This is a genomic window from Ruminococcus sp. NATIVEDY161 (assembly GCF_045819895.1).
Taxonomy (GTDB): Bacteria; Bacillota; Clostridia; order Oscillospirales; family Acutalibacteraceae; genus Ruminococcoides.
Window position 1 is genome coordinate 1068987 of the sequence record NZ_CP162392.1, and the last position, 22424, is coordinate 1091410.

The 22424-nt window shown below is 35.9% G+C and carries 23 protein-coding genes and 1 pseudogene; all 24 read right to left on the minus strand.

Annotated elements, in window-relative coordinates:
* Positions 1 to 852 (minus strand): glycosyltransferase family 2 protein, encoded by an 852-nt coding sequence (locus tag AB1I50_RS05225; protein WP_407725160.1) that lies wholly within the window; start codon positions 850 to 852, stop codon positions 1 to 3.
* Positions 853 to 899: 47 nt separating this feature from the next.
* Positions 900 to 1909, minus strand: a pseudogene (locus AB1I50_RS05230) (acyltransferase family protein).
* Between the two features lie 123 nt (positions 1910 to 2032).
* Positions 2033 to 3346: a polysaccharide pyruvyl transferase family protein gene (locus tag AB1I50_RS05235; protein ID WP_407725161.1), complete on the minus strand. Its 1314-nt coding sequence runs from the start codon at positions 3344 to 3346 to the stop codon at positions 2033 to 2035.
* A complete protein-coding gene (locus AB1I50_RS05240; RefSeq protein ID WP_407725162.1) occupies positions 3300 to 4640 on the minus strand; it encodes an ABC transporter ATP-binding protein in 1341 nt (446 codons plus the stop codon). Before AB1I50_RS05240 ends, AB1I50_RS05235 begins: the two co-directional genes overlap by 47 nt.
* A gap of 11 nt (positions 4641 to 4651) precedes the next feature.
* On the minus strand, positions 4652 to 5527 hold the full coding sequence (locus AB1I50_RS05245; protein ID WP_407725163.1) for an ABC transporter permease: 876 nt from the start codon (positions 5525 to 5527) through the stop codon (positions 4652 to 4654).
* Positions 5528 to 5539: 12 nt separating this feature from the next.
* On the minus strand, positions 5540 to 6358 hold the full coding sequence (locus tag AB1I50_RS05250) for a 6-hydroxymethylpterin diphosphokinase MptE-like protein (RefSeq protein ID WP_407725164.1): 819 nt from the start codon (positions 6356 to 6358) through the stop codon (positions 5540 to 5542).
* Entirely contained in the window at positions 6333 to 7199 is an 867-nt protein-coding gene (locus AB1I50_RS05255; protein ID WP_407725140.1) for a glycosyltransferase family 2 protein, read from the minus strand. The genes AB1I50_RS05250 and AB1I50_RS05255 overlap by 26 nt, the downstream gene beginning before the upstream one ends.
* A gap of 8 nt (positions 7200 to 7207) precedes the next feature.
* A complete protein-coding gene (gene wecB / locus AB1I50_RS05260; RefSeq protein ID WP_407725141.1) occupies positions 7208 to 8299 on the minus strand; it encodes a non-hydrolyzing UDP-N-acetylglucosamine 2-epimerase in 1092 nt (363 codons plus the stop codon).
* 21 nt (positions 8300 to 8320) lie between these two features.
* Positions 8321 to 8509: an LbetaH domain-containing protein gene (locus tag AB1I50_RS05265; protein WP_407725322.1), complete on the minus strand. Its 189-nt coding sequence runs from the start codon at positions 8507 to 8509 to the stop codon at positions 8321 to 8323.
* Between the two features lie 13 nt (positions 8510 to 8522).
* Complete coding sequence (locus AB1I50_RS05270; protein WP_407725165.1) at positions 8523 to 9071, minus strand: acyltransferase; 549 nt, start codon at positions 9069 to 9071, stop codon at positions 8523 to 8525.
* 13 nt (positions 9072 to 9084) lie between these two features.
* Complete coding sequence (locus AB1I50_RS05275; protein WP_407725166.1) at positions 9085 to 10080, minus strand: glycosyltransferase; 996 nt, start codon at positions 10078 to 10080, stop codon at positions 9085 to 9087.
* A 3-nt stretch (positions 10081 to 10083) separates the two neighbouring features.
* Positions 10084 to 11094: a glycosyltransferase family 2 protein gene (locus AB1I50_RS05280; RefSeq protein ID WP_407725323.1), complete on the minus strand. Its 1011-nt coding sequence runs from the start codon at positions 11092 to 11094 to the stop codon at positions 10084 to 10086.
* Positions 11094 to 11636, minus strand: a complete 543-nt coding sequence (locus AB1I50_RS05285; RefSeq protein ID WP_407725167.1) for an acyltransferase — start codon at positions 11634 to 11636, stop codon at positions 11094 to 11096. Before AB1I50_RS05285 ends, AB1I50_RS05280 begins: the two co-directional genes overlap by 1 nt.
* A 109-nt stretch (positions 11637 to 11745) precedes the next feature.
* Positions 11746 to 12312 carry a glycosyltransferase family 2 protein gene (locus AB1I50_RS05290; protein WP_407725168.1) on the minus strand — a complete coding sequence of 189 codons (567 nt, stop codon included), beginning with the start codon at positions 12310 to 12312 and terminating at the stop codon, positions 11746 to 11748.
* Position 12313: 1 nt separating this feature from the next.
* Positions 12314 to 13294, minus strand: coding sequence for a glycosyltransferase (locus tag AB1I50_RS05295; RefSeq protein ID WP_407725169.1), 981 nt, complete (start codon positions 13292 to 13294; stop codon positions 12314 to 12316).
* Positions 13291 to 14301 carry a glycosyltransferase family 2 protein gene (locus tag AB1I50_RS05300; protein ID WP_407725170.1) on the minus strand — a complete coding sequence of 337 codons (1011 nt, stop codon included), beginning with the start codon at positions 14299 to 14301 and terminating at the stop codon, positions 13291 to 13293. The genes AB1I50_RS05295 and AB1I50_RS05300 overlap by 4 nt, the downstream gene beginning before the upstream one ends.
* 13 nt (positions 14302 to 14314) lie before the next feature.
* The gene (locus AB1I50_RS05305; protein WP_407725171.1) at positions 14315 to 15430 is read right to left on the minus strand and encodes a glycosyltransferase; all 1116 of its coding nucleotides are present in this window, start codon (positions 15428 to 15430) and stop codon (positions 14315 to 14317) included.
* Positions 15431 to 15432: 2 nt separating this feature from the next.
* Positions 15433 to 16545, minus strand: coding sequence for an EpsG family protein (locus tag AB1I50_RS05310; protein ID WP_407725172.1), 1113 nt, complete (start codon positions 16543 to 16545; stop codon positions 15433 to 15435).
* A gap of 45 nt (positions 16546 to 16590) precedes the next feature.
* Complete coding sequence (locus AB1I50_RS05315; RefSeq protein ID WP_407725173.1) at positions 16591 to 17490, minus strand: glycosyltransferase family A protein; 900 nt, start codon at positions 17488 to 17490, stop codon at positions 16591 to 16593.
* A gap of 3 nt (positions 17491 to 17493) precedes the next feature.
* Complete coding sequence (locus AB1I50_RS05320) at positions 17494 to 18546, minus strand: ATP-grasp domain-containing protein (protein ID WP_407725174.1); 1053 nt, start codon at positions 18544 to 18546, stop codon at positions 17494 to 17496.
* A gap of 10 nt (positions 18547 to 18556) precedes the next feature.
* Positions 18557 to 19771 carry a type III PLP-dependent enzyme domain-containing protein gene (locus AB1I50_RS05325; RefSeq protein WP_407725175.1) on the minus strand — a complete coding sequence of 405 codons (1215 nt, stop codon included), beginning with the start codon at positions 19769 to 19771 and terminating at the stop codon, positions 18557 to 18559.
* Positions 19756 to 20421, minus strand: a complete 666-nt coding sequence (locus AB1I50_RS05330) for a PIG-L deacetylase family protein (protein ID WP_407725176.1) — start codon at positions 20419 to 20421, stop codon at positions 19756 to 19758. The genes AB1I50_RS05325 and AB1I50_RS05330 overlap by 16 nt, the downstream gene beginning before the upstream one ends.
* Positions 20421 to 21305, minus strand: coding sequence for a LicD family protein (locus AB1I50_RS05335; RefSeq protein ID WP_407725177.1), 885 nt, complete (start codon positions 21303 to 21305; stop codon positions 20421 to 20423). Before AB1I50_RS05335 ends, AB1I50_RS05330 begins: the two co-directional genes overlap by 1 nt.
* Positions 21277 to 22416 (minus strand): glycosyltransferase family 4 protein, encoded by a 1140-nt coding sequence (locus tag AB1I50_RS05340; RefSeq protein WP_407725178.1) that lies wholly within the window; start codon positions 22414 to 22416, stop codon positions 21277 to 21279. The genes AB1I50_RS05335 and AB1I50_RS05340 overlap by 29 nt, the downstream gene beginning before the upstream one ends.
* Positions 22417 to 22424: the final 8 nt, after the last annotated feature.

Here is a 22424-nt window from a genome sequence, read left to right on the forward strand (position 1 = left end):
CTATTTTGACTTAATTCTTGAAAATAACTTCCTTAACTCACGAATTACATATTTCTTATGTTTTAGCGAAAACTTTAACTTAATTCTGATACGTTCTGATTGTTGGTTGCAATATTTCATTAGAAAATCTAAATATTCAAACAACTCATTTTCAGGCATATCACTTTTCTCATATTCAGTCAAATACTTCCAATGAAGACGTGCAACAGACTGCTCCACCTCAGTTGACCTTGTAAGTGTTAGACTATCGTTATGCCACCTATAATCATATAAACACATATGTAGCGGGCTAATTCTATACGATAAACTAATTCTTAGCCAATACTCGTAATCTTCTACTAAAAACAATGACGTATCATAGTCACCGACATTTTCAGCTACAGAACGTCTATACAAAAAACATGCACCAATTGTATTTTTATACTTCTGTTCTTCCGGGTTACCAACTGTAACTTTATACTTAAATTCACCTTCTTCATTAATCATATTAAAATCACAATAAACCAAGCCTACATCAGTATGTTGTTCCATGAATCCAACCATAGTATCAATAGCATCTATATGATACATGTTATCATCCGAAGTCCATGTGAAATACTCACCCTTCGCTATTGCAAAGCCATTGTTTAATGATTTCGGCAGCTTTGAGTTAGCTTCATTTTTGATATATACAATTCTGTCATCCTGAGACTTATACTTGAGTATTATTTCCTCCGATGAATCGGTTGAACAATCATTGACAATAATCAGTTCAAAGTTTTTATAAGTTTGATTTAGCACGCTTTCTATAGATTGCGCAAGATATTTTTCACCGTTATATACCGGCAAAACGATTGATACCAGCTTGTCCATTATCCAAGCTCCTTCTTCATAATAAAATCAAGCTACTTGTTCAGTTTCTACGCCCGCTTTTGTTTTATTCTTGATATCAAATGCTCAAATAACGATACAATAGACTTCAAGCTAAAAGCCATAACACAAATCAATAAGACAATTATGAAAATATTTACGACGGCATATTTTGTTAGCGTCATCAAGGATAACGGTCCCAAAATTATAAACTGATGAACAAGGTAAGCCTCATAAGAATATTTGTCTGAAACATTTAGTACACTCAATAAAACTTTGTTTTCAGTTTTTGCAATCCCAATCTTAATAAATACCCACCTTAATACAATAAAGATGGTAATACCTAACCAAACATGATTAAAGTTGCACCACAGTCTGTAATAGGTGTTTTCTTTATCAATGATATGAAAACAATAATCGTTCAGAATCTGAAACACATTCTGAAAAGAAAGTATGATAAAAACTAAATTGAAACGATTAATTTGTTTAGCAGAAGAATGTTTTTCATTTCTGCCATATACTAGCCCCAAAAAGTAACATATTATCCATGCGGGATTATAAAAATAGAGGTCTATAAAGAAACGGAAAAAGATTATAATAGCTAAACACACTATCAAAACAACAATTAGTATTTTCCGTTTATTAGTAACACTAATCAAATCAATAAAAATAGAGGTCAAAAAATAGCAAAGAAGTATCAAAGGAATATACCAGAGATGCTCTCCCCCTTCTATCGTAGTATTAGCATTACAAATATATAGCCGGAAAATATCCATCCTAGAATAGGATGCGTTCAAGATGAAAATATGAACTAACAAAAAGGCGCTAATTGTAAGGTAATAGGGTAATAGTATTTTCTTTGCTCGAATAATATAAAAGTCCAGCGTTTTTCTTCTCTCCCCCCCCCGTAAAGGTAACCGGAAATAAACAAAAATATTTGAACTCCGACATTTAGCCAACTACGTAATGGGTATTGATAGTATTGACACAAATGACAACTAACAATGAAAACGAATGCTATCAACCTAATCGCGCTGATACTGTAATCCTTTTCTTTCAAACAATCACTCCTACTATGAAAGCATCATGAAGTATTTAATGCACTATAACTTTAATACACCAAAAAGTGAACTAATACATACTCTATATTACTTAATAGCGCTTCCTAATATTCAACAATAATTTACTTATTGTATGCTCCTTTATCATATTGTTCTTCTGTAAATTTACAATTATAATCAATGCTATCTAAATATTTATTTGTTACTTTATAGAACACCTTTCTTCCTAAGTCTCCAAATAGACTAATACGGTTATACAACTTTAAAACATGACGTTTTTTGATTTCAATAGTGTTAACTGGAACAGGGGTAGATTTACACCAAAATATATTATTCTGATTCATTTTTTTCACTAGATTATGACTAACCAAAAAGTCCTCAAACTTTTCATATTTCTTGATATAATTACTGTTAAATCTACTATAATCTGTTTCTTGGAATAGTTTAGAAATATCCAAATGTTTTTTTGAGTATTTCATCCAAGGAATATCATAATACTCTGCCATTTCCTGAGTTCTCGAGTCACATGCTAATACTAAAGCAGGGATACCACTTAATAAAGACATAATATTTCCATGTATTCTAGTTCCGCAAGAAAAATTAAAATCTTCTTGTTGCAAATACGCTCTCCAATGCGGCACATCATAAAACAATCTAATTCTATTTGCGAGAAATAACTCGGTTTCAAAAGTCCCCTTATTTTCAATTAACTTGCGCAAAATCTTAGAGTACGAATCATTATAGAATGAAACATCATAACTTTCTTGTAACCACTGATCTTGATCAATAAATACACTATTACTATACTCATCAAAAAGCGTTTTGTCATTCAATAATAGTCCATTAAAAACAGGATGAATAATCTCCTGCTTTTTTTCAATATGAAGATTACAACCATTTTGAAACAATGAGGGGCATCCTATTACACTTGCTGTATTATAAGCTATTTTATCTAATACCATCTTTGTAAAGTATCCTCTACAAGCTATTTCTCCTCCAGTAGAATAAATCGTCTCGATAAAATCACTTGTTTCATTCTTGATTTGACTAACAAGTAAATCTAAATCAGAATAACTATCAGCTTGTGCTCCTACAGATATTACATAAACAGGTATTTTACTATTTTTGAATATTTGGGAAATTTGAATTATTACATTTCTATATGTCACTGATAAAAGATTAGCAGCAGAGTAAATAATCGCATCATATTTTTCGTTTATTTGAGCCCACGTTTCATCTGGATTCAAAAAAAACAGTTGATTATCCTCAGTTGATAAACAAGAAATAATTCCTTGTATCCAAACTTTATTTCCGATATTGGTAACATTGGCATGATAATTATTTACAAGTTCACTGTAAACGCAATTATAATCTAACTGCCGAAAAACATCATATGGTCCACCGTTTAATTGTTCTCCCCAAATTAGCAATCTCATTTTTTACCACCTCATAACTTAACATTGAATCAAATCTAATATTTTTCCACCATTCTTTGTGCCAGACTAGTTCGTTTTCTGATTCAAAAATATTAAAAAAAATATGATTACTTTGTGCTAAACTCCCCATATATATATAATTATCATCAATTGTAAATAAGTTTAATCTAAAGGAATATGATCCTTTAGTTAAAAAAGAGTGATCAAACGATAAGCGTATAGTAGATAAACCCGTCTTAATGCCTAATAAATCCAAACTACCAAACCCTAATGTATCACCGTAATCATCGTACAACTGAATTCCCAATTTCAATCTATCAAAAGTGCAGTTCAAATTACAGATAATTTCTATTTCGATTATTGAATCCTTATTAGATTCTAAACTTTCTTCGCACTTTAGTATTGTTAGTTTTTCAAACAAAGCATATTTTCCTAGTTCTGAGTCTTTGTTATAATAATTCAATTCATCTCTATAATACTCAGTTTTAAACTGATCAACTTTGTTACCAATATACCTTTTTATGCTGTCTTCAATATTTCCTTGATAAACAATCTTTCCTTTATCTAACACAATACATCTATCACATAGCTGTCTAATTGTATTCATGTTATGAGATACATATAAAACTGTTCTTCCATCCTGTTGCGCAGCCTCACGCATCTTTGTAAGACATTTCTTCTGAAACGCCATATCACCAACAGCAAGCACTTCGTCCATAATCATGATTTCCGAATCTAGGTGAGCCGCAACAGAGAATGCGAGCTTAACAAACATACCGCTCGAATAACGCTTGACAGGAGTATCAATAAAATCTCTGACTTCTGAGAATTCGATAATCTGCTCCATCTTTGCGTCGATTTCCTGTTTCGTCATACCGAGAATGGCACCGTTCATGTAGACATTTTCACGTCCGGTCAATTCGCCATTAAAGCCTGTACCAACTTCGAGCATAGAAGCAATTCGACCATAGATGTCAATTTCACCCTCGGTCGGTGCGGTTACTTTTGAAAGGAGTTTAAGAAGTGTACTCTTTCCGGCGCCGTTGCTGCCGATAATGCCGACAGCTTCTCCCTGATAAATGGTCAAATCAATGCCGTTAAGCGCCATAAAGGTTTGCCCTTTAACGCGTTCACCTTCACCGATTTTTGTGTTGGGATCTTCTTTACCGCGAACACGCGCCCACCAGCTCTGTAAATCTGCTTGCAGGGTTCCGCCGCCGATCTGACCGAGGCGGTACATTTTTTTGACACCTGATACCCGGATGGCAACAGGTCTGTTTTCATTTGCTGACATATTACCCTCCATCAAACTGTATCCATAAAGGTTCTTTCAACCTTGTTGAAAACCATAATGCCGAAAATGACTACAACAATTGTAAATGCCCATGAAATCGCCAGATACAGTGGTTCAATTGTACCCTTGCCGATGACGGCAAAACGGAACATTTCAACCGGCATTGTTACCGGGTTAAATTTCACGATGGTCTGAATCCATTCAGCATGGAATTTTTCAGTAAGCTGAGAAAGCGGATATACGATTGGGGTTGCATACATCCAAAGTTGTACGCCGAATCCGACTAAGACAGACAAATCTCTGTACTTTGTCGTCATACTGGAAATGATGATACCAAGACCCATTCCCATCATACCGAGGTGAATCAGAGCTATCGGAATCATCCAGAATGCCCACCAATTTGGGGAAACCTCTCCTTGAATCACAAAGAAAATAATGAACATCAATGCGACTGCAAACTGAATTAAGAACTGAACCATCGAGGACAGGACATTGGAAATCGGCGTTGTGAGCCGTGGAAAATATACCTTACCAAAAACTCCGGCGTTTGACGTAAATGTGGAAGCGTTATTCGTTACACATGACGCAAAGAACGACCAGATTGCCGTACTCGGAAGATAAAATGCCATCTGCGGAACGCCGTCGGTTCCCATTCCGGCAATACCGCCAAATACAAAAGCGTAGATAAAGCTGGTGATAATCGGATTCAACACCAACCACGCAGGGCCTAAAATCGTTTGCTTATAGGTAACTACAAAGGAACGCTTGGTAAAAAGCCAAATCAAATCTTTATATTGCCAAACTTCTTTTAGCTTTAAGTCAAACCATTTGTGCTTTGACGATATGTGAGAATGATACTTTTGATAATTAGCATGAATATCTGCCATTATTAAACCACCTTATATGTTATTGATTACTTCATCAAAATCCACCCGCGGAAAAACCTCAAGCTTGCCGCCGCGGGTCGCGTTGTAGACTTCAATGCCCTTTTCATCGCAGAATTTCTTTAGGGATATGAACGCGCGTGTGCTTGCGTCTATATTAGGAACATAAAGCTCTGCTTTGTCCTTGTTGTATTCATCGGTGAAATAATCTTTGACTGATGAATCATTGATGATTTCTCCTTTATCATTTTTCCACGTACTAAAGTTATGATCTACGCCGATTAAATATATTTTTTTGAACCCCATATATACTGCCATTTGAGCGGCAGTGACGGCTACGGTTGTGGAATCACCAATAAACTTGGAAATATCTTCTTCCATAACAGGATACTCGGTTCTTTGCGGGTTCAGATTAAAAAACAATGCGTTGTCAATATTCACGTCATGATAGAAATGTATGAAAAGCGGAATAAACTTATATTTCAAGTCCATCTGATTAACTGGTTCCACACAATTCTTAAGAGTTTTCTCGTCTTGGGACACATAATACGTCGGACGCCAGTTTGTATGATCGAACATTAGGTAAATACGATTAAACGCAAAGGTCGGAAGGTGCCTTTGATAAAGCTTCTCTAAATCTTGTGCTGTCAGACTTGGCCCATTTCCAATAATGAAACATGTTTCTCCATTATGGATATTCTTAAATTGTTTCAGTTGTTTAGCGTATTTACTTTCCGAAAAATGGCTGAGGATATACCCTTTTCTTCTCTCCTGAATAGATTTAATCGGATGCAACTTATCACCGTCTTTACTTGGTCTTAAAGGTTCGAACAATTTTATTTGGAATTCTGTGTTTCAGTAAATAATATGTATTATACAATTTAGCTTTGCTCTTATAACAATCTCGCTCTTCAGGTGATGTTCTGGTTTGTCTTAATCGATGCAAGTTGGAATACAAATAGTATTTTTGAAGAACGGAAAGCCTCCCATAGTCAGGCAAGTGTTCGAGAATCACGCTTTCACAGCCTCTGTTAATCTTATCCGTTTTCTCGGTACTGGTCAGTGTACCGTCATGCCACCTATACTGATACAAAGCATCCGGAATATTTGAAACAGGAAATCTTGCAAATATTCTCAGCCAATAATCATAATCTTCCACCAAAAACTTATTCGGATTATACTCACCAATTGCTTCGTAAACTTTTCTAGTGTACAGGAAGCACGCGCCTACAAAGTTACCGCCAATGATGGCGTTTTGATAATCTTTTGGAGCAGTCCAAATATCGACTATCTTTCCTTCGGCATTAATCACATCACAGGTTGCAAATACAAACTCGGTTTTTTCTTGCTTTAAGGTGTTAACCATCTTTTCTATAGCAACGGGTAAATATTTGTTGTCATCCGATGTCCAAGTAAGATAATCACCCTTCGCCAAAGAAAAACCTCTGTTTAAACTCCTCGGTAACTTAAGGTTTTGCTCATTCCGATAATAATGAATTCTATTATCTTTAGATAAATAGCTTTTTGCGATTTCAGAAGATGAATCTGATGAACAATCATCAATGATAATCAATTCCCAGTTTTGATAGGTTTGAGCAATAATGCTGTCTATACTTTCTGCCAGAAAGCGTTCTCCGTTATATACCGGCAAAACAATGCTTACTAGTTCGTCCAAATAATCACCTAATTACATAAAATATCTGCTATTCTCTTGCAGGCAAACCCATCACCATACGGATTGCTCGCCTTGCTCATTTTTTCATATTCAGCTTTATCGGTTAACAGCTTCTTGAACTCTTGATAGATAACCTCTTCGTCGGTGCCAACAAGCTTAAGCGTACCCGCTTTTATACCCTCGGGTCTTTCGGTTGTGTCGCGCATTACAAGCACAGGTTTTCCAAGAGAAGGAGCTTCTTCCTGAATACCGCCACTGTCAGTAAGGATCAAATAACTGCGTGCCATGAAATTATGAAAATCTAACACATCAAGCGGCTCAATGATATGGATTCTATCATCGTCGCCGAGTTCTTCATCCGCAGCCTTGCGCACAACCGGATTCATATGTATCGGATAAATCACCTTAACATCAGGCGTCTCATCTACAATCCTTCGAATTGCACGAAACATTCGGTGCATCGGTTCGCCAAGATTTTCCCGGCGATGAGCTGTCAGCATAATCAATCTGCTGCCGTCAGCCCATTCCAATTCAGGATGTTTATAGTTCTCGCGCACTGTCGTTTTTAGCGCGTCAATTACTGTGTTGCCGGTAACATAAACCGTCTCCGGCTTTTTTCCTTCTCTCAAAAGATTTTCCTTAGAAACCTCTGTCGGGGCAAAATTATACTGTGAAATAATACCAACAGCTTCACGATTAAACTCTTCCGGATAAGGAGAATAGATGTTGTATGTCCGTAATCCCGCTTCGACATGTCCGACGGAAATCTGCATATAGAAACACGCAAGCGCCGTTACAAATGTCGTGGAAGTATCGCCGTGAACCAAAACTACATCCGGCTTTTCCTGCTCCAATACCTCTTTGATACGGTTTAAAATACCTGTGGTAATATCAAACAGCGTCTGCTTGTCTTTCATAATGGAAAGGTCGTAGTCAGGAACGACATTGAATATTTCAAGAACCTGATCCAGCATTTGACGATGCTGTCCGGTGACGCAGACTTTTGTTATGATGTTTTCTCTCGACTTTAGTTCGTTAACTAAAGGACACATTTTTATTGCTTCCGGTCTTGTGCCAAAGACTACCATGATTTTTTCCATTTATACTCTTGCCCTTATTGATTATCTCTCCATTGTCCATCGCACGTTATCCTTAATAACCCTTGCAGGATTACCGACAACCACAGTATTTTCGCGTAGAAACTGTTTAGTAACAACGCTTCGTGCACCTACAATAGTGCCGTCAGGAAGAACGCTTCCTTTTAAAATGTTCACTCCGGTTCCAATCCAGACTCTATCACCTATTGTAATATCTTCTTCATTGTTAGTTCTTTTGTTCTAACATATCATCAGGCAAAGATGCCAAGAATTCAATTTTTCTTTGCCTTCTATGTCCATAATCCATATTTATTGAAATTCTCTTTTTTTTGTTTTTAAAATCTTCAAAATCACATATTTTTCTTGCAGGATTACCAGCAATTACAACATTACCCTCGCGAAAACTTTTTGTAACAACGCTACCACTACCGACTATAGTATGATCTCCCAAAGTTACCCCTGGCAAAATAATAGATTTAGCACCAATAAAGCATGAATTTCCTATTTTAATTTTGCCAAAATAATCTGTAACATCCAAATCACATTTAATAACAGAGTTATCATGAGTTAGCAATGCTGTATCATAAGCAATCGTAACATTATCACCTATTTCAACCAAACATGGTTCTCCTGGCATTTCACAATAAAACTTAAAGTTTTTACCACATTTTCCTCCTAATTTATTAAACTGTTCAATTTTCAATTCGAGTATTTTTTCTTCATTGTTTTTATAGCCGTACCATAATTTTCTTATTTTTTTAATAACTCTTTTCAACAGTATGCCTCCTTCATATATTAGATTTGTTGCCTATTCCCAGTATGTTTTGTGCATAAAAAACAAATCTAAAACAATGACATAGACTGATTACTCTTAATCGTTTCTTAAGTTTTAAAGATTTGACATATTCAATATCTGGGCAACACTGATTTGCTATTTTTTTTATTTCTTTAAAGTAACGTTGATTATCATCTCTTTGTAATAATCGTTTTGAACGTAAGGCTTGAAAAAGGCACGTATTTAACAAATCAACGCGAGCAACATTTCTTAAAGCAGGCATGTTTGTTTCAATAAATTTGAGTCGCTCGTATTTTGCTTCGAGTACTGGCATTGGGCTATAATTAATCCCTCCCTGCATTATACTTCCGCTACGTAAATAATAATTATAAAGAATGGAATTCACACAAACGACACGCTTTGAATTTGCAATTGCTTTCCAAGTCCAAAATTCGTCCTCATTAATCTTGTTTATTGGGAATTCTATATTTTCAATAGTTTTTTTTCTATATAGTTTATTCCAAACAGTTTGAAGCAGATGTTTTCCATTTATCAAATCTTCCATTGATTGTAAGCTGTTATCAAAAACCTTTTTATTATCTATAGCCGAAGTGAGTGGAATAGACGGCTTATCATCCATAACTATTCTTACTCTACAAGATGCGATATCGCAATCATATTTTTTTATTGCTTCATAAAGAATCTCAATCATGCATGTTTCTATATAGTCATCACTATCAATAAAACTAATATATTCACCAGTTGTTATCTTCATCCCTGCATTTCGCGCATCGGATAAGCCTCCGTTTTCTTTATGTATAACCTTTATGCGGCTGTCTTTTTTAGCCCAATCGTCACACATTCGCGGACAATTATCAGGTGAGCCATCATCTACCAAGATTATTTCAAGTTTTTGATAAGTCTGATTAACTATACTCTCAACACATCTATTCAGGTATGCTTCGACGTTAAATATCGGTACAATAATGCTGATTAGCGGATTTTCCATAATCTATCTCACTTCGTATTTATTATCAGTTCCTCTTGCCTTAGCATATATCTTATGAAATGCACGATATAAAGCAGGAGAGAAACTACAAAGATGATATCGGATTTTTAAAATCTTACTTCTATTTCCTGCCAAAAAAGGTTCTTTTATCTTTTTTAACTCTCCCCGACACATTTTAATATATTCATCAATATACGCTTCTCTGCCCGGATTAGTCATAACCGCACCATTTATGTAAAAACTAGCAAGTCTCCCATATACAACATCAGATAATTCTTTATTATCCCTAACATCATTGAGAATTATTTTTTGAACTTTTATAGGATCGTACAACTTATGCTTATTCACCTTTGATGTAGCCGCTGAACCTTTGCGCAGAACATAATGATAAGGACAAATATCCTCAAATACACTTGCTGAGGCGGATTTAAATAAATAATAGTTCATCAACAGATCTTCGTTATTCTTAATTGATAAATCTATTAATCCCTCGTGTAACAAGCTGTGGAACAAGGTTTTGTGGAAAAGCTTGTTCCACAGGCCCGGTTCAATAAATGAACCGTCTAACAGGTCATAAAGACCTGTTAGCTTGTCTTGTTGCACAAGACGGCCTGTGTTGTAGTAGTAATCAACACGGCTCGGAAATACCATTTGATAGCCGCAATGCGATATTTGAGCAGAATACTTCAACGCATTCTCAAGCAGTCGTTGATACATATCCGGCTCAATTATATCGTCGCCATCAACAAATCCAATCCAATCGCCCGTTGCTTCTTTGGTACCAGTTATTCTAGCACTTGTCACGCCACAGTTTTCTTGATGAATAACCTTTACACGATTATCTTTCTCTTTGATACAATCAATTACAGCACCACTGTTATCGGTTGATCCGTCATCGACTAAAATAATTTCAAGGTTTTGATATGTTTGATTTCTGATACTCTCTACTGTCTTTTCAATATAATTTTCAATATTGTATACAGGAACTATTACTGATATTTTGTTTTCGTTCATCAATCTATGTAACCTATTTTACCGTCTAATTCTTCTTTCTGCTTCAAACGAAGCTCCATAGGTATATCCTTTCTTAAAGTATATGATTCATCATATACAGGCGCGGATTTCATACGCTCTTTTTCTTTCTGAATATACTCTTCCAAAGTGCAAATAACTCTTGCAGGAGATCCGACCGCAACAGAATTAGTTGGGATATCTTGTGTCACGGTACTATTTGCCCCGATTACGACGTCATCTCCAATTGTCACTCCAGGCAATACAACAGATTCAGCTCCGATAAAAACGCGGTTTCCGATGGTCACATTGCCGACTTTAGTAAAATTCATAAAAGCCTTGGTACTTGCGTCATGACATAAAATGTGTACGCGTGGTGCCAATGTGACATCATCGCCGATTTCAATTAGCCAACAATGACTCGGATCCAGAATAACTCCGTTTAGACGCCCAAAATTCTTCCCGACTTTCATACCCATTGAAATCAATTTTTCAGTTGTGTATTCTCCGCGCAAGCGGTATATCCATTCTTTTAATATACTCATAATCTTCTCTTATAAACTCAACAACATATCTTCCACTGCTTTAACGGTCTTTTCTATGCTGAATTCTTTTCCTCTGATTTCTGCTTTCTTTTTGTAATGCACAAGTAAATCAGGGTTCTCCTAATGAAATTGATTCATTAAAACGAATATTATTTTTATCTATAATCTCTTTTTGATATAGCTTGCACACCGGACCGGCATCTAACCAATTATCGTGCAATGTCATAATCTGTCTTCTGCTAAATTCAATATACTCTTCTTCCATTTTTATTTTATTGCTGTTTACAGGATTTCCGCCGGGAAAAGAAACGGTTGAAAAGCAACACCAAACATTATCACAGTGCGGATATAATGTTTTGGTTTTAATTAATGAGTCTAAGAATTCTGAATTTACATAATCATCGCTATCAATGAAGCATATATACTCCCCATTTGCGTTATCGATTCCAAGATTCCTTGCAGATGAAACACCGCCATTTTCCTTGTGAAACACACGAATTCTTGTATCTTTTCTTGCGTATTGATCACAAATATCGCCACTTTTATCAGTAGACCCATCATCCACAAGTAAAAGTTCAAAATCAGAATAAGTTTGATTCAATATACTATCAATACAAAAGTGCAAAACATCTTCAACGTTATAGACCGGAACAACTACGCTAATTAATCTATTCATATTAAAATCCAATATTAGCAAGCGCTCTGAACTTACAGCAAAGATCAAAGCTTATTCTTGAAAAAACAAAGTATTTTTTTGATGAGCCTTGTATTTTTTTTATTTCTGATACAGATAGATTGCATTCTTGCTTATACCTTTTGATTCTTGTTATAGCCTCTCGTTTTTCCTTGCCGCTTAAATATTTTAAAACACACTGATAAGCAAACATGCAAGATCCATAAAAATCTATTTTGGCTTGTACAGCAAGATTGGGATAATTCTTTTCGATATATTTCTGTCGTTTAGCTTTTCCTTCCAGTGCGTCTAAACGGCGAATACTGTAATTCTCTCCCATAATACTATCGCCTCTCTGGAAGTAATAATACATAGTCTTATTGATTTTTGAAACCTTTTGAGTCCTGCCAAAGACCTGATACGTCCAAAACTCATCTTCATTAAGTTTTCCTACAGGAAAAAGTATACCCTTGAGGCAATCAGCCTTATATAATTTATTCCAAACGTGTTGATGAAAAGGATTCTCCGCAATCAATCCGGACAATGCCGATTCTGTCTTAAATGTGGTAACAGCTAAATCATCTGAGTATTTCTCAATTCTTTCATCTTCATAGAACTTTACCACACTACACTCTACTACGTCACTGTTCTCTTTTTCCATTACTGCTAGCAAGGTAGCAAAGAAATCCAAAGCAACATAGTCATCACTGTCTATGAAACCGATATATTCTCCGGTTGCTATCTTCATGCCTGCATTTCGCGCATCGGATAAACCTCCGTTTTTTTTATGTATAACCTTAATTCGATTATCTTTGCTTGACCAATCCTCACACAACTGTGGACAATTATCAGAAGAACCATCATCAACTAAGATAATCTCCAGCTTTGTATATGTTTGGTATACTATACTTTCAATGCAACGATTCAGATACTCACCGACATTATAAATTGGAACAATCACACTTATTCGTTTTTTCATTGTCATTCATATCTTCTCTTTTGGAAGGTCTTTGTATAGAAACGATAGATAAATGGATACAACGATGGTATTTGTACAATCATCTTTACAAGCATCCCGCTTCTCTTACTTAACAAATCAAAATCAGATGAACATTTTAGAATTAATTCTCGAATCTTAGTTTTATCAGTATCATACCGATGTCCCTTTTCACATGCTAGAATATTATAAACATTGATACAAGTAGCTATATATGCTGCTATAGCCTCATCTTTCAATTCATCTGGAGCTATTTCTATAATTCTTTGTTTAACTTTAATAGGATCGTAAATTCTATTAGCATTTAACCCTTTTCTTGAAGCAGAACCAGATCTTATAATATAATGGTATGGACAAAAATCCTCATAAACTGAACAATTTGACTCTTTAAACAAAAGAAAATTCATTAATAAATCTTCATTGTTTTTGATAGAATAATCTACTAAACTACTAGAAAAAAACTGTTTAAACAAACTATAATGGAAAAGCTTATTCCAAAGACCGGGTTCTATAAATGGTCCTGACAATAAATCGCGTAATCCTGTTAATCTATCTTGACGGACAAGACGACCTGTATTATAAAAAAATCTGGTGCGTCCATCTTCAAAGATCATTTGGTAGCCGCAATGTGATATTCTAGCCTGATACAATCTAGCGTTGAACAATAATCGCTCAAACATATCAGGTTCTATATAATCATCTCCATCAACAAAGCCAATCCACTCACCAGACGCAACTTTTACACCAGTCAATCTAGCATGTGTAACACCTTGACTACGCTCATGAATCACTATAACTCTTCTATCGCCGGAAAAAAATGTATCGACTATTTCTGAAGTACCATCAGTAGAGCCATTTTCAACCAGAATAATCTCTATATTGGAATAAGTATGACCTTGAATGCTTTTTACGCATCGAACAATATATGGCGCAATATTATAAGCCGGTACAACAATAGATATTAATGGCTCACAATCAAACTTTCTGTCAGTCATAATTATCTCCTTTTTATAGGTTAAGTAACATATCCTCAACTGCTGTTACTGTTTTTTCCTTACTAAACATCTTGGCTCTTATTTTCGCCTGATTACGATAATGCGAAAGAAGATTCGGAGAAGTCAGGAGTCGATACAATCCAGTATATAAACTGTCTACATCATTATCCGTAACAACTCCATACTCATTTCTTTTCCCAAGTTGTTCATATATTCCACTGCAATTTGTACTGATTACAGGTGTACCAACAATCAACGCCTCCGTAACAGCACTCGAAAAGCCTTCTCTACGCGATGAACAAACGTATAAGTCTGCTTTAGCAAGATACTTATACGGATTATTCTTAAATCCTAAAAATGTAAACGTATCACCTAGTTTGTTTTCATCAATATATTTTTCTATCTCTGCTTTCTGTTCACCAACACCTATAATATATGTATGCACTTTTATTCTATTTTTAATCAATCTCTTGTGTATCTTAGCAAGCCTATCATAACCCTTAACCGGTTGAATTTTCCCCACTGAAATCAAGTTTAAAACATCTTTATCAAACTCAATATCGGTAACTACTTCTTTTGATAATCTCCTTATTTTTTCACTTTCAACGACATTATATAAAACACAACTTTGAGTTAGTTCTCCTTGAGCAAACCACTCAAATCTTTCACGTGCCATTTTTGCAACAAATACAAGCATGTCATATTGTTTATATGACTCTACGGCTTTACGCTTCGACGAGAACCCAGCATAAAATCCACGCTCATTTTCAAACGCAGTATGAATCCACGCAACTTTTTTAGTATCTTTATACGGACATCCACTTAAAATATGTGCTGTTGGTCCTTCTAAATAAGATACTACAACATCATATTTATCTTTAACAATCTGTTTATACAACAAATTGGCTGAAACTCGTGCGAATAACCTGCTATTTCCTTTAAACTGTTTTTTTAGAAATGATTTATATTTTATGCATTTATTTAAGCTATCTTTCTGCGAATCTTGATCAAATAACGTCTGAACAGTTATATCAAACTTATCATAATCCATATTATTTACCAGATTCACTAATACATTCTCTGCACCGCCTCTATCCAGAGTTGGTATAAAAAACAAAACTTTTATCATCCCTAATAGGCTCCAGATTCCCACATCGGAATATATGGATTTATTCCTAAATCCCCATTCCATAACAAAAAAAGCATATATCCCAAACATACAATAATTGTTAAAACTTTAATATTTTTTCTTCTTTCACTATCAAATGAGAACACAATTTTCGGGAACATAATAACTGAAGTAATTGTGAAGTATGGCGCCATCTGGGAAAAAGATACACTTTGCATACTATAAATCATAAAAACAACGCCAAATATCCCCATAATGATATCGTGATCGATATCACTAAAATGCTTTTTAATCCTTGAATAATTGAATATCGCAACTATAGACGGAATCGCCCAAAACAGTGCTCTTATTATACTTGAACCATGTGCGTTAACAAAAACATCTTTATAATCTGAAACCAAATTATCTCCCTTAAAAAAGCCAATCACATCTCCCCAAACATTAATCAAGAAAAAACTCATAACAAACGCAACCAACAATAGGATAATTGTAGAAATTGACTTTAGCTTTTTAAGAGAAATAAGATGGAAAGGTATAATCAACAACGCTGCAGCATGAAATCCATAAGCTATTGCCATAAATATAGCATACCGTATGTATTTTTTTTCTCGGAGCGCGCAATAATACGCAACAAAGGTAAATGAAATTGAAAGACCTTGCCTTAGGCCATTGAAACAGAAAAAAGCTAATAAAGTTGAAAGATATATAAGACACGAAAAATTTACATCTAAACTCTTTTTTTCTATTACATATAAAACAGGGAAATATATAATAATGCCAACAACAAAACTTCCCCAGAACCAACTTCCATGAAAAGTGTTACTTAATACCCAAACTACTACTTGATACAGCTTGTCGCGATAATTATTCAATAAAAAATCTAAAGATAATGAATCATTATATATTGTTTTATATCCACCATAATACCCGGCTGTATCACTACCAGTTTTTCCCCTAAAAGCGAACAGCAACACCCAAATAAACAATATAAGCCCAAGCAACATTATCTTTTTTCTTCTGTTTTGATACTGTGCAATACCGTTATAATCATAGCGATTGACAATAGCAGAAGAAATCCATGCCGTTAATGCTACATCGATAATATATGGAAACAAATTGCCAACCACCTCTACTAATAGTTTTTACCTCAAAAAAATCAACTACTTCTTTTTATCTCTGTTTTTATACCGAATCCACCATGATAATAATATTCCGGGAAAAAGCGCTAGAACAGTATATCCTTTTTTAGGTGATTCTTTCACTGCTTTGCCCAGTTTGCCCGCCAAGCAACAACTAGAAACATAGTGGATGTTCTCTTTGAATAGGTACTTTTTAGGAGCGTTGGGAAACATCATATGTTGCTTACGCCACTCCGCAAAACTGTTAGGACTATTATAGTATTGCCACAAAACAGTATCGGTCATTCCACCTGGTTGGTAATCGCAGATACACAAAACTTCATTTGATACTAATAATTCACCATATTTATCTGCTTTGTACATCAAATATAATGGATTGAGATTTTTCTCCCCTTTAAACTCAGGCATGGGTGCAACTTTCTTTAAGATGTCAGTTTTATAAACATACATCTTATCTCCACCGTTGTCATAACGCAAAAAACGTTCATAAAGATACATTGATTTGATATCATCCGGAAATGTATTTCCAATATAATTACCTTCAGTATCTTTACACATTGTCATCAAACCAACATATTCAGAATTATGCAGTTCAGGCCAAAAACGTTCAATAATTTCAATACTGTCTACAGGGAAAAAATCATCCGATTCGTAGCAAATACAAAGCTCAGTATCCATTAACGGAATGGCTGTATTATAGGTTGTATATAAACCACCGTTTTCCTTATATACATAATCGATCTTAAATCTCTTTTCCTCTTCAATCCACTTTCTGACCTCTTCCTCAGTATTGTCAGATGAGCCGTCATCAATGATTAGCCACTTGAAGTTATAGGAGGTTTGGTCAATCAGACATTGATAACAGCGTTTTAAGAGATCTTTTCGATTATATGTCGGTGTGAAAACGGTGATCAATTCCATTGTTTATTCCTCTGTATACATTTCCATCCATCTTCTTTTAACGATGGTTCCGTATTTTTGTTCACAGATCGGCAGTTTCTCACCGATCATTCTCTTTACATTCAAATAAGGCAAGTTAACTCCTGCCGCAGCAAAGGTCGGAATCCCTGCCGTAATCCTAGGATTGCACTCCATAATAACAGGAGTTCCATCCTCGCGGTCTCGAATGTCGAAGCCAATATTTCCGTCAAGGCCAAGCGACTCTGTAACTGTTGCACATAGTTCTTTCACAGCCTTGTTATCCTCAACGATTCCGTCAAGCATAATGCTGTTTTCCATATTCATACTCTTACGGCAACAGTTATACAACACTTTACCGTGATCCGCCAACAGATCTACTGTGTATTCATTTCCCGGCAGATATTCCATCACAAGCATCTCAGGGAAATACAGTGCTTCCGATAAGATGTCTATAACTTCATCTAATGTTGCAAAGCACGAAGTGGGTTTTTGATGCATAAAGGCATCGAATTTTGACTGGCTAGCATCTAAGATTCTAAATCCCCTGCTCCCGCTACCGTTTGTCACTTTCAGGCACACTCTCTTTTCAGGATAACCAAGCGCTTGTACTGCTTTTTTCAATTCTTCCATACTATGTACTGCTTGATACGCTGCACATGGAATTTCGACGGAAGACAAATAATCAAAAAGCTTAAGCTTATCATTCGCAATGTTCAACGCTTCAATATCAGAAACACCAACCTTTGTACCGATTGCTTCAAATCGATCACGGTTTCCCGCTAAAGCGTTCAGCTCAACAGACATAATCGGGAGAACAACCTCTACTTTTTCTTTTTTGCAGATATCCAAAAGAACATCTATATAAGCAGGGTCATCACCTCTTGGAACGGGATAATACGCATCAACCATTTCCAACATGGTCTTATCATCATTCATATCTGCTCCGATTAATCGAATCTTGCGTTCTCCGTTTTTGGTTAAGCAAGCTGTTGTTCCAGGCATAAACACATTGCCTGCGGCAGTAATCAGCACTGTTACCTCGCGTAACGGTTTCATCATATTCTCCTTAAAACACATATGTATGTAAAACATCATTAAAGGTTTCCGCTTGCTTCATCAGCACGGGAGTTCCATCCCTCTTAACGGAAATCATCGCACAATTCGGCTTGATAAAAGGCGGCTTGTATACATTGGAATAGCCTCCTGTATTGCCGAAAACAATATAATCTCCAACAGCCAGCTTTCCGCTGTATCCTGTATACATCACATCCTGTTCCAAGCAGGTGTATCCTGTAAAATCTACATCATCAAACTGCTGTTGATTACTTGATGTATGAATCACTTCAATCGGCAATTGTTTTAACAGACAGGTTTCCCCAAGGTTATGTTCGCTGCAATTAAGAACAGCAAATGTTTTTCCTCTGATATTTTTTATCGCATCTACTCTGCCGATAAAATATACATATTTATTTATTAACGTAGTTCCCGGTTCTGTAAAAAGAATTGGTTTTTTGTTTTCTTTCAGGTAATGCTCTGCAACCATCTTAGCGGTAACTTCCGCATACTCCTCATAAGTGGGCACATCAGAAAACTGAGCATAAAACGACGGTGCCATCGCGCCGAACATGCCGCTGCCCAAATCCAAATACTCGGGAATTCCTTCAAAAAACTCATCAGCAAGCGATAGCATGAATTTTGTACGTTTTTTCCAAGCTTCAATTCCTCTGCAACGGCTTATATGACAATGCAATCCATTTATTGCAAAATTAGGTATTTGGGATACGATTTGAAATGACTCTGCGATATCTTTTTTATCCATTCCGAAACGGGAAACAAAATCCTGTCCGACATCCAAATTTACACGAAGCCCACACTTGAAACTTTTGTTGGAATTGGTTAGTGCAATCTCGCAAAGGGCACTTAACTCAGTGAGATTATCAACATTTACGATACTTCCATTCAAAAAAGCATTTATACCGTCCGTACCTTTATCGGGGCCATTAAAGATGATTCTCTCCGGCTTATATCCAACACTTTGAGCAATATAGTACTCCATACCGGAAACAACCTCCGCATATCCGCCAAGCTGATTGATAAGTTTGCAGATATAAGGGGTATAGTTGGTTTTATACGAATATGAAACACAATATTCGGGATATACATTTTGAAAAGTCTTTTCAAATCTGCGATAGTTTTCTGTAAAATCCACTTCATCAAAAACATAAAGCGGCGAGCCAAATAGCTGCTCCAGATTCCGTATCGTGTTTACATCAAATTGCATAACTCATTAAAGCTCATTTCTAATCTAAGGATTTCAAATGCCTCAGCAAATTTTTTACCAATCTCATATCCACGGAACCCGCTGCGGCATCTAACGCCCTCAATCCAATCCTCCGCTCCAAATTTGTTATATTCGCTGGTGTGGCATTTGAGTGACTCAATTTTCTTTTTCACAGTGGATTCGATATCAACATAAAGGTGAGGTTTGAAAGCCACATAAGAACGTCCGGAAGGCGTAATCGGCTCATAGAAGAACACAGTGTTCATTCTTCTCGCCGCAGCGATAGTTGCCTTGGCAACTCCCTCATGCGCCTGATGAGTGTCAAACGGATGGTGCGTAAAAATTATGTCAGGCTTGAAATCAGCCAACGCGAGATCAATTGCGTGGACAACATCTGAGCAGAACGGAATATCTTTTGTGGCAAAATCAAGAATATCAATATCCTGAATACCAAGGGTATGTAAAGCATGAACACCTTCTTCAACAGCAAGTTCATCTGAACGCTGAATCTTACCATCATTATTTGTGTATCCAGACTTACTCATGATAAGCACTTTTACGGTATGACCAGATTCTACTGCCTTAGCCAGTGTTCCTCCACACGCTATTTCTATATCATCTAAATGTGCACCAATTGCTAAAATTCTCATTATTCTGGTTCCTTCCCATTTTTTAATTCCTCATAATTATGTTCAAAATCAAGTATTACTGGGTGATGATACCATGTCTGTTCTTCTTTTGGAGGAAGCTTCAAATAATCACCGTAAAAATTTGTTAAATACTCTTTCCAGTTTGCGTAACAAGGAAAAAATGATTTTTCAAACTCAATTGTAGTTAATTCATCCCATAAATTAGAAGAAAAAGACTTTCTCATAGCATTAATTGTATCAATACCAACTAATCTAAAACGAGTATCATCATTATATTGTGTTATCTTTTTTAATAATTTATCTCTTTTCTTTTTCCTAGTTTCAGTCGAATTCAAAGAAAAAATAATGCGTAATAAAAACTTAGATATAATACTTGCATCTGATGGAATAAACTCCCTAATGAAGATTTGATATCTAATTACTCGCCAATAAAACAAATACTTTCTCAGTTTTCCGCTGGGGATTCTATCAATTGGAAAAATATCTACAAATATCCCCATATGATAAATTCCAGGCAACTCTCCTTCTTGATAGAAAGTAGTATGATCCTTTCGAATTTTAACAAAAGACTGTGTAAACGCAGGGGTATTATCCTTGCTTTGTAGCAAATACTTATCGTGTTGACAAGAATTCCACAATTGAACAAATCGATTATATTCACTTCGTAACATACAAATATCCAAATCGTCATCCCAAGGAATAAACCCGCCATGTCGGACTGCACCTAATAGCGTGCCTCCACTTAACGAATAGCGTATATTGTTTTCTCTACAGAAGGAATCAATATATTTAAGTATTTCCAGTTGAACCATTTGTAGTTTTCGCAGCGTTTGATAATTCTCTATTTGTGAACAATCATAACCATTTGGCATTTTTATCTCCAAAATATATATCTTCCAACTCTTTTTTTACTGAAGTAAAACTATAATCCAACGCGAATTCATATGCTTGTTTTTGAATCCTGTCGGCTTTTTGATTATCGGCTAACAACTCTAAAACTCTATCAGCCATCGTTTCTGAATCATCCCGACTGACAAGATAGCCATTCTCGCCGTCATGTATCAGTTCCTTGTGTCCTCGGTTGATGCTTGCAACAACAGGATTACCTGAGAGCATTGACTCAACAATATTGAGAGGCAAGCCTTCACGATAGCTACACGCAACAAGAACATCAATAATATGCTGATAATCTTGCAAGTGGGTACAATAGCCAAGCATTATTACGTTGTTTTCTAAACCACACTGTTTTATCTCGTGCTCTAAATTCTCTTTCTCAGGACCATTGCCTGCGATAAAGAGAATTGCGTCAGGATAACGCTTTACAATCTTCCTCATAGCGCGAATTGCCATCTTCTGGTTTTTGTTTGGTAACAATTCACCTACACAGAGTAAAAGTTTTTGATTCTCACCAAAGCCCATTTTCTTTCTGAGGCGAAGTTTTTCTTCTTTACTCACAGGGAAATAGCGCTTCTCATCCACACCAACGCCATGGATATGCTCTACCTGACAGTGAAATTTCTTCTTTGCCAAGCGGTAGTCTTCATGAGTAATGGTAATCAAAGTATCATTCTTACGCGAAAAATACTTTTCTATCGGATAATAAATCATCCAATTCTTTTTAGGTGAGCCTTCATAAAAGTGAAAACCATGTGCTGTATAAATCAGCCTTGCACCGTTTTTTCGCGCTTGCTTTGCAGCGATTCGTGTTACAATACCACCCATCGGGGTATTGCAATGAATCACATCATAATTGCCTTCGTTGATAATCTGTTTGAGCATTTTCTCTGCCTTCAGGTTATCCTTACTCTTTGGAGAACGGGAAAAGGGAATATCAAAAACCTTCTCAACAAAGTCAAGCTTCAAGCCGTTTTTTTCGGCAAGATTGTTTCGCGCCGCGACATGAACCTCACAACCATGAGCGTGCAGTACCTCAACCAAAGGCTTATGAAATTGGCAAATATGGCTCTGCACGGTTGCAGTCAGCAAAACTTTCATTATCTAAC

What these genes read in the sequence shown, in the direction of transcription:
- AB1I50_RS05285 (WP_407725167.1), bottom strand. Translation starts at nt 11,636, where the DNA reads ATGAGTATATTAAAAGAATGGATATACCGCTTGCGCGGAGAATACACA.
- AB1I50_RS05325 (WP_407725175.1), bottom strand. Translation starts at nt 19,771, where the DNA reads ATGCAATTTGATGTAAACACGATACGGAATCTGGAGCAGCTATTTGGC.
- AB1I50_RS05225 (WP_407725160.1), bottom strand. Translation starts at nt 852, where the DNA reads ATGGACAAGCTGGTATCAATCGTTTTGCCGGTATATAACGGTGAAAAA.
- AB1I50_RS05340 (WP_407725178.1), bottom strand. Translation starts at nt 22,416, where the DNA reads ATGAAAGTTTTGCTGACTGCAACCGTGCAGAGCCATATTTGCCAATTT.
- AB1I50_RS05315 (WP_407725173.1), bottom strand. Translation starts at nt 17,490, where the DNA reads ATGGAATTGATCACCGTTTTCACACCGACATATAATCGAAAAGATCTC.
- AB1I50_RS05300 (WP_407725170.1), bottom strand. Translation starts at nt 14,301, where the DNA reads ATGACTGACAGAAAGTTTGATTGTGAGCCATTAATATCTATTGTTGTA.
- wecB (WP_407725141.1), bottom strand. Translation starts at nt 8,299, where the DNA reads ATGGAAAAAATCATGGTAGTCTTTGGCACAAGACCGGAAGCAATAAAA.
- AB1I50_RS05235 (WP_407725161.1), bottom strand. Translation starts at nt 3,346, where the DNA reads ATGAGATTGCTAATTTGGGGAGAACAATTAAACGGTGGACCATATGAT.
- AB1I50_RS05320 (WP_407725174.1), bottom strand. Translation starts at nt 18,546, where the DNA reads ATGAAACCGTTACGCGAGGTAACAGTGCTGATTACTGCCGCAGGCAAT.
- AB1I50_RS05280 (WP_407725323.1), bottom strand. Translation starts at nt 11,094, where the DNA reads ATGAACGAAAACAAAATATCAGTAATAGTTCCTGTATACAATATTGAA.
- AB1I50_RS05330 (WP_407725176.1), bottom strand. Translation starts at nt 20,421, where the DNA reads ATGAGAATTTTAGCAATTGGTGCACATTTAGATGATATAGAAATAGCG.
- AB1I50_RS05305 (WP_407725171.1), bottom strand. Translation starts at nt 15,430, where the DNA reads ATGATAAAAGTTTTGTTTTTTATACCAACTCTGGATAGAGGCGGTGCA.
- AB1I50_RS05240 (WP_407725162.1), bottom strand. Translation starts at nt 4,640, where the DNA reads ATGTCAGCAAATGAAAACAGACCTGTTGCCATCCGGGTATCAGGTGTC.
- AB1I50_RS05295 (WP_407725169.1), bottom strand. Translation starts at nt 13,294, where the DNA reads ATGACAATGAAAAAACGAATAAGTGTGATTGTTCCAATTTATAATGTC.
- AB1I50_RS05275 (WP_407725166.1), bottom strand. Translation starts at nt 10,080, where the DNA reads ATGGAAAATCCGCTAATCAGCATTATTGTACCGATATTTAACGTCGAA.
- AB1I50_RS05245 (WP_407725163.1), bottom strand. Translation starts at nt 5,527, where the DNA reads ATGGCAGATATTCATGCTAATTATCAAAAGTATCATTCTCACATATCG.
- AB1I50_RS05290 (WP_407725168.1), bottom strand. Translation starts at nt 12,312, where the DNA reads ATGAATAGATTAATTAGCGTAGTTGTTCCGGTCTATAACGTTGAAGAT.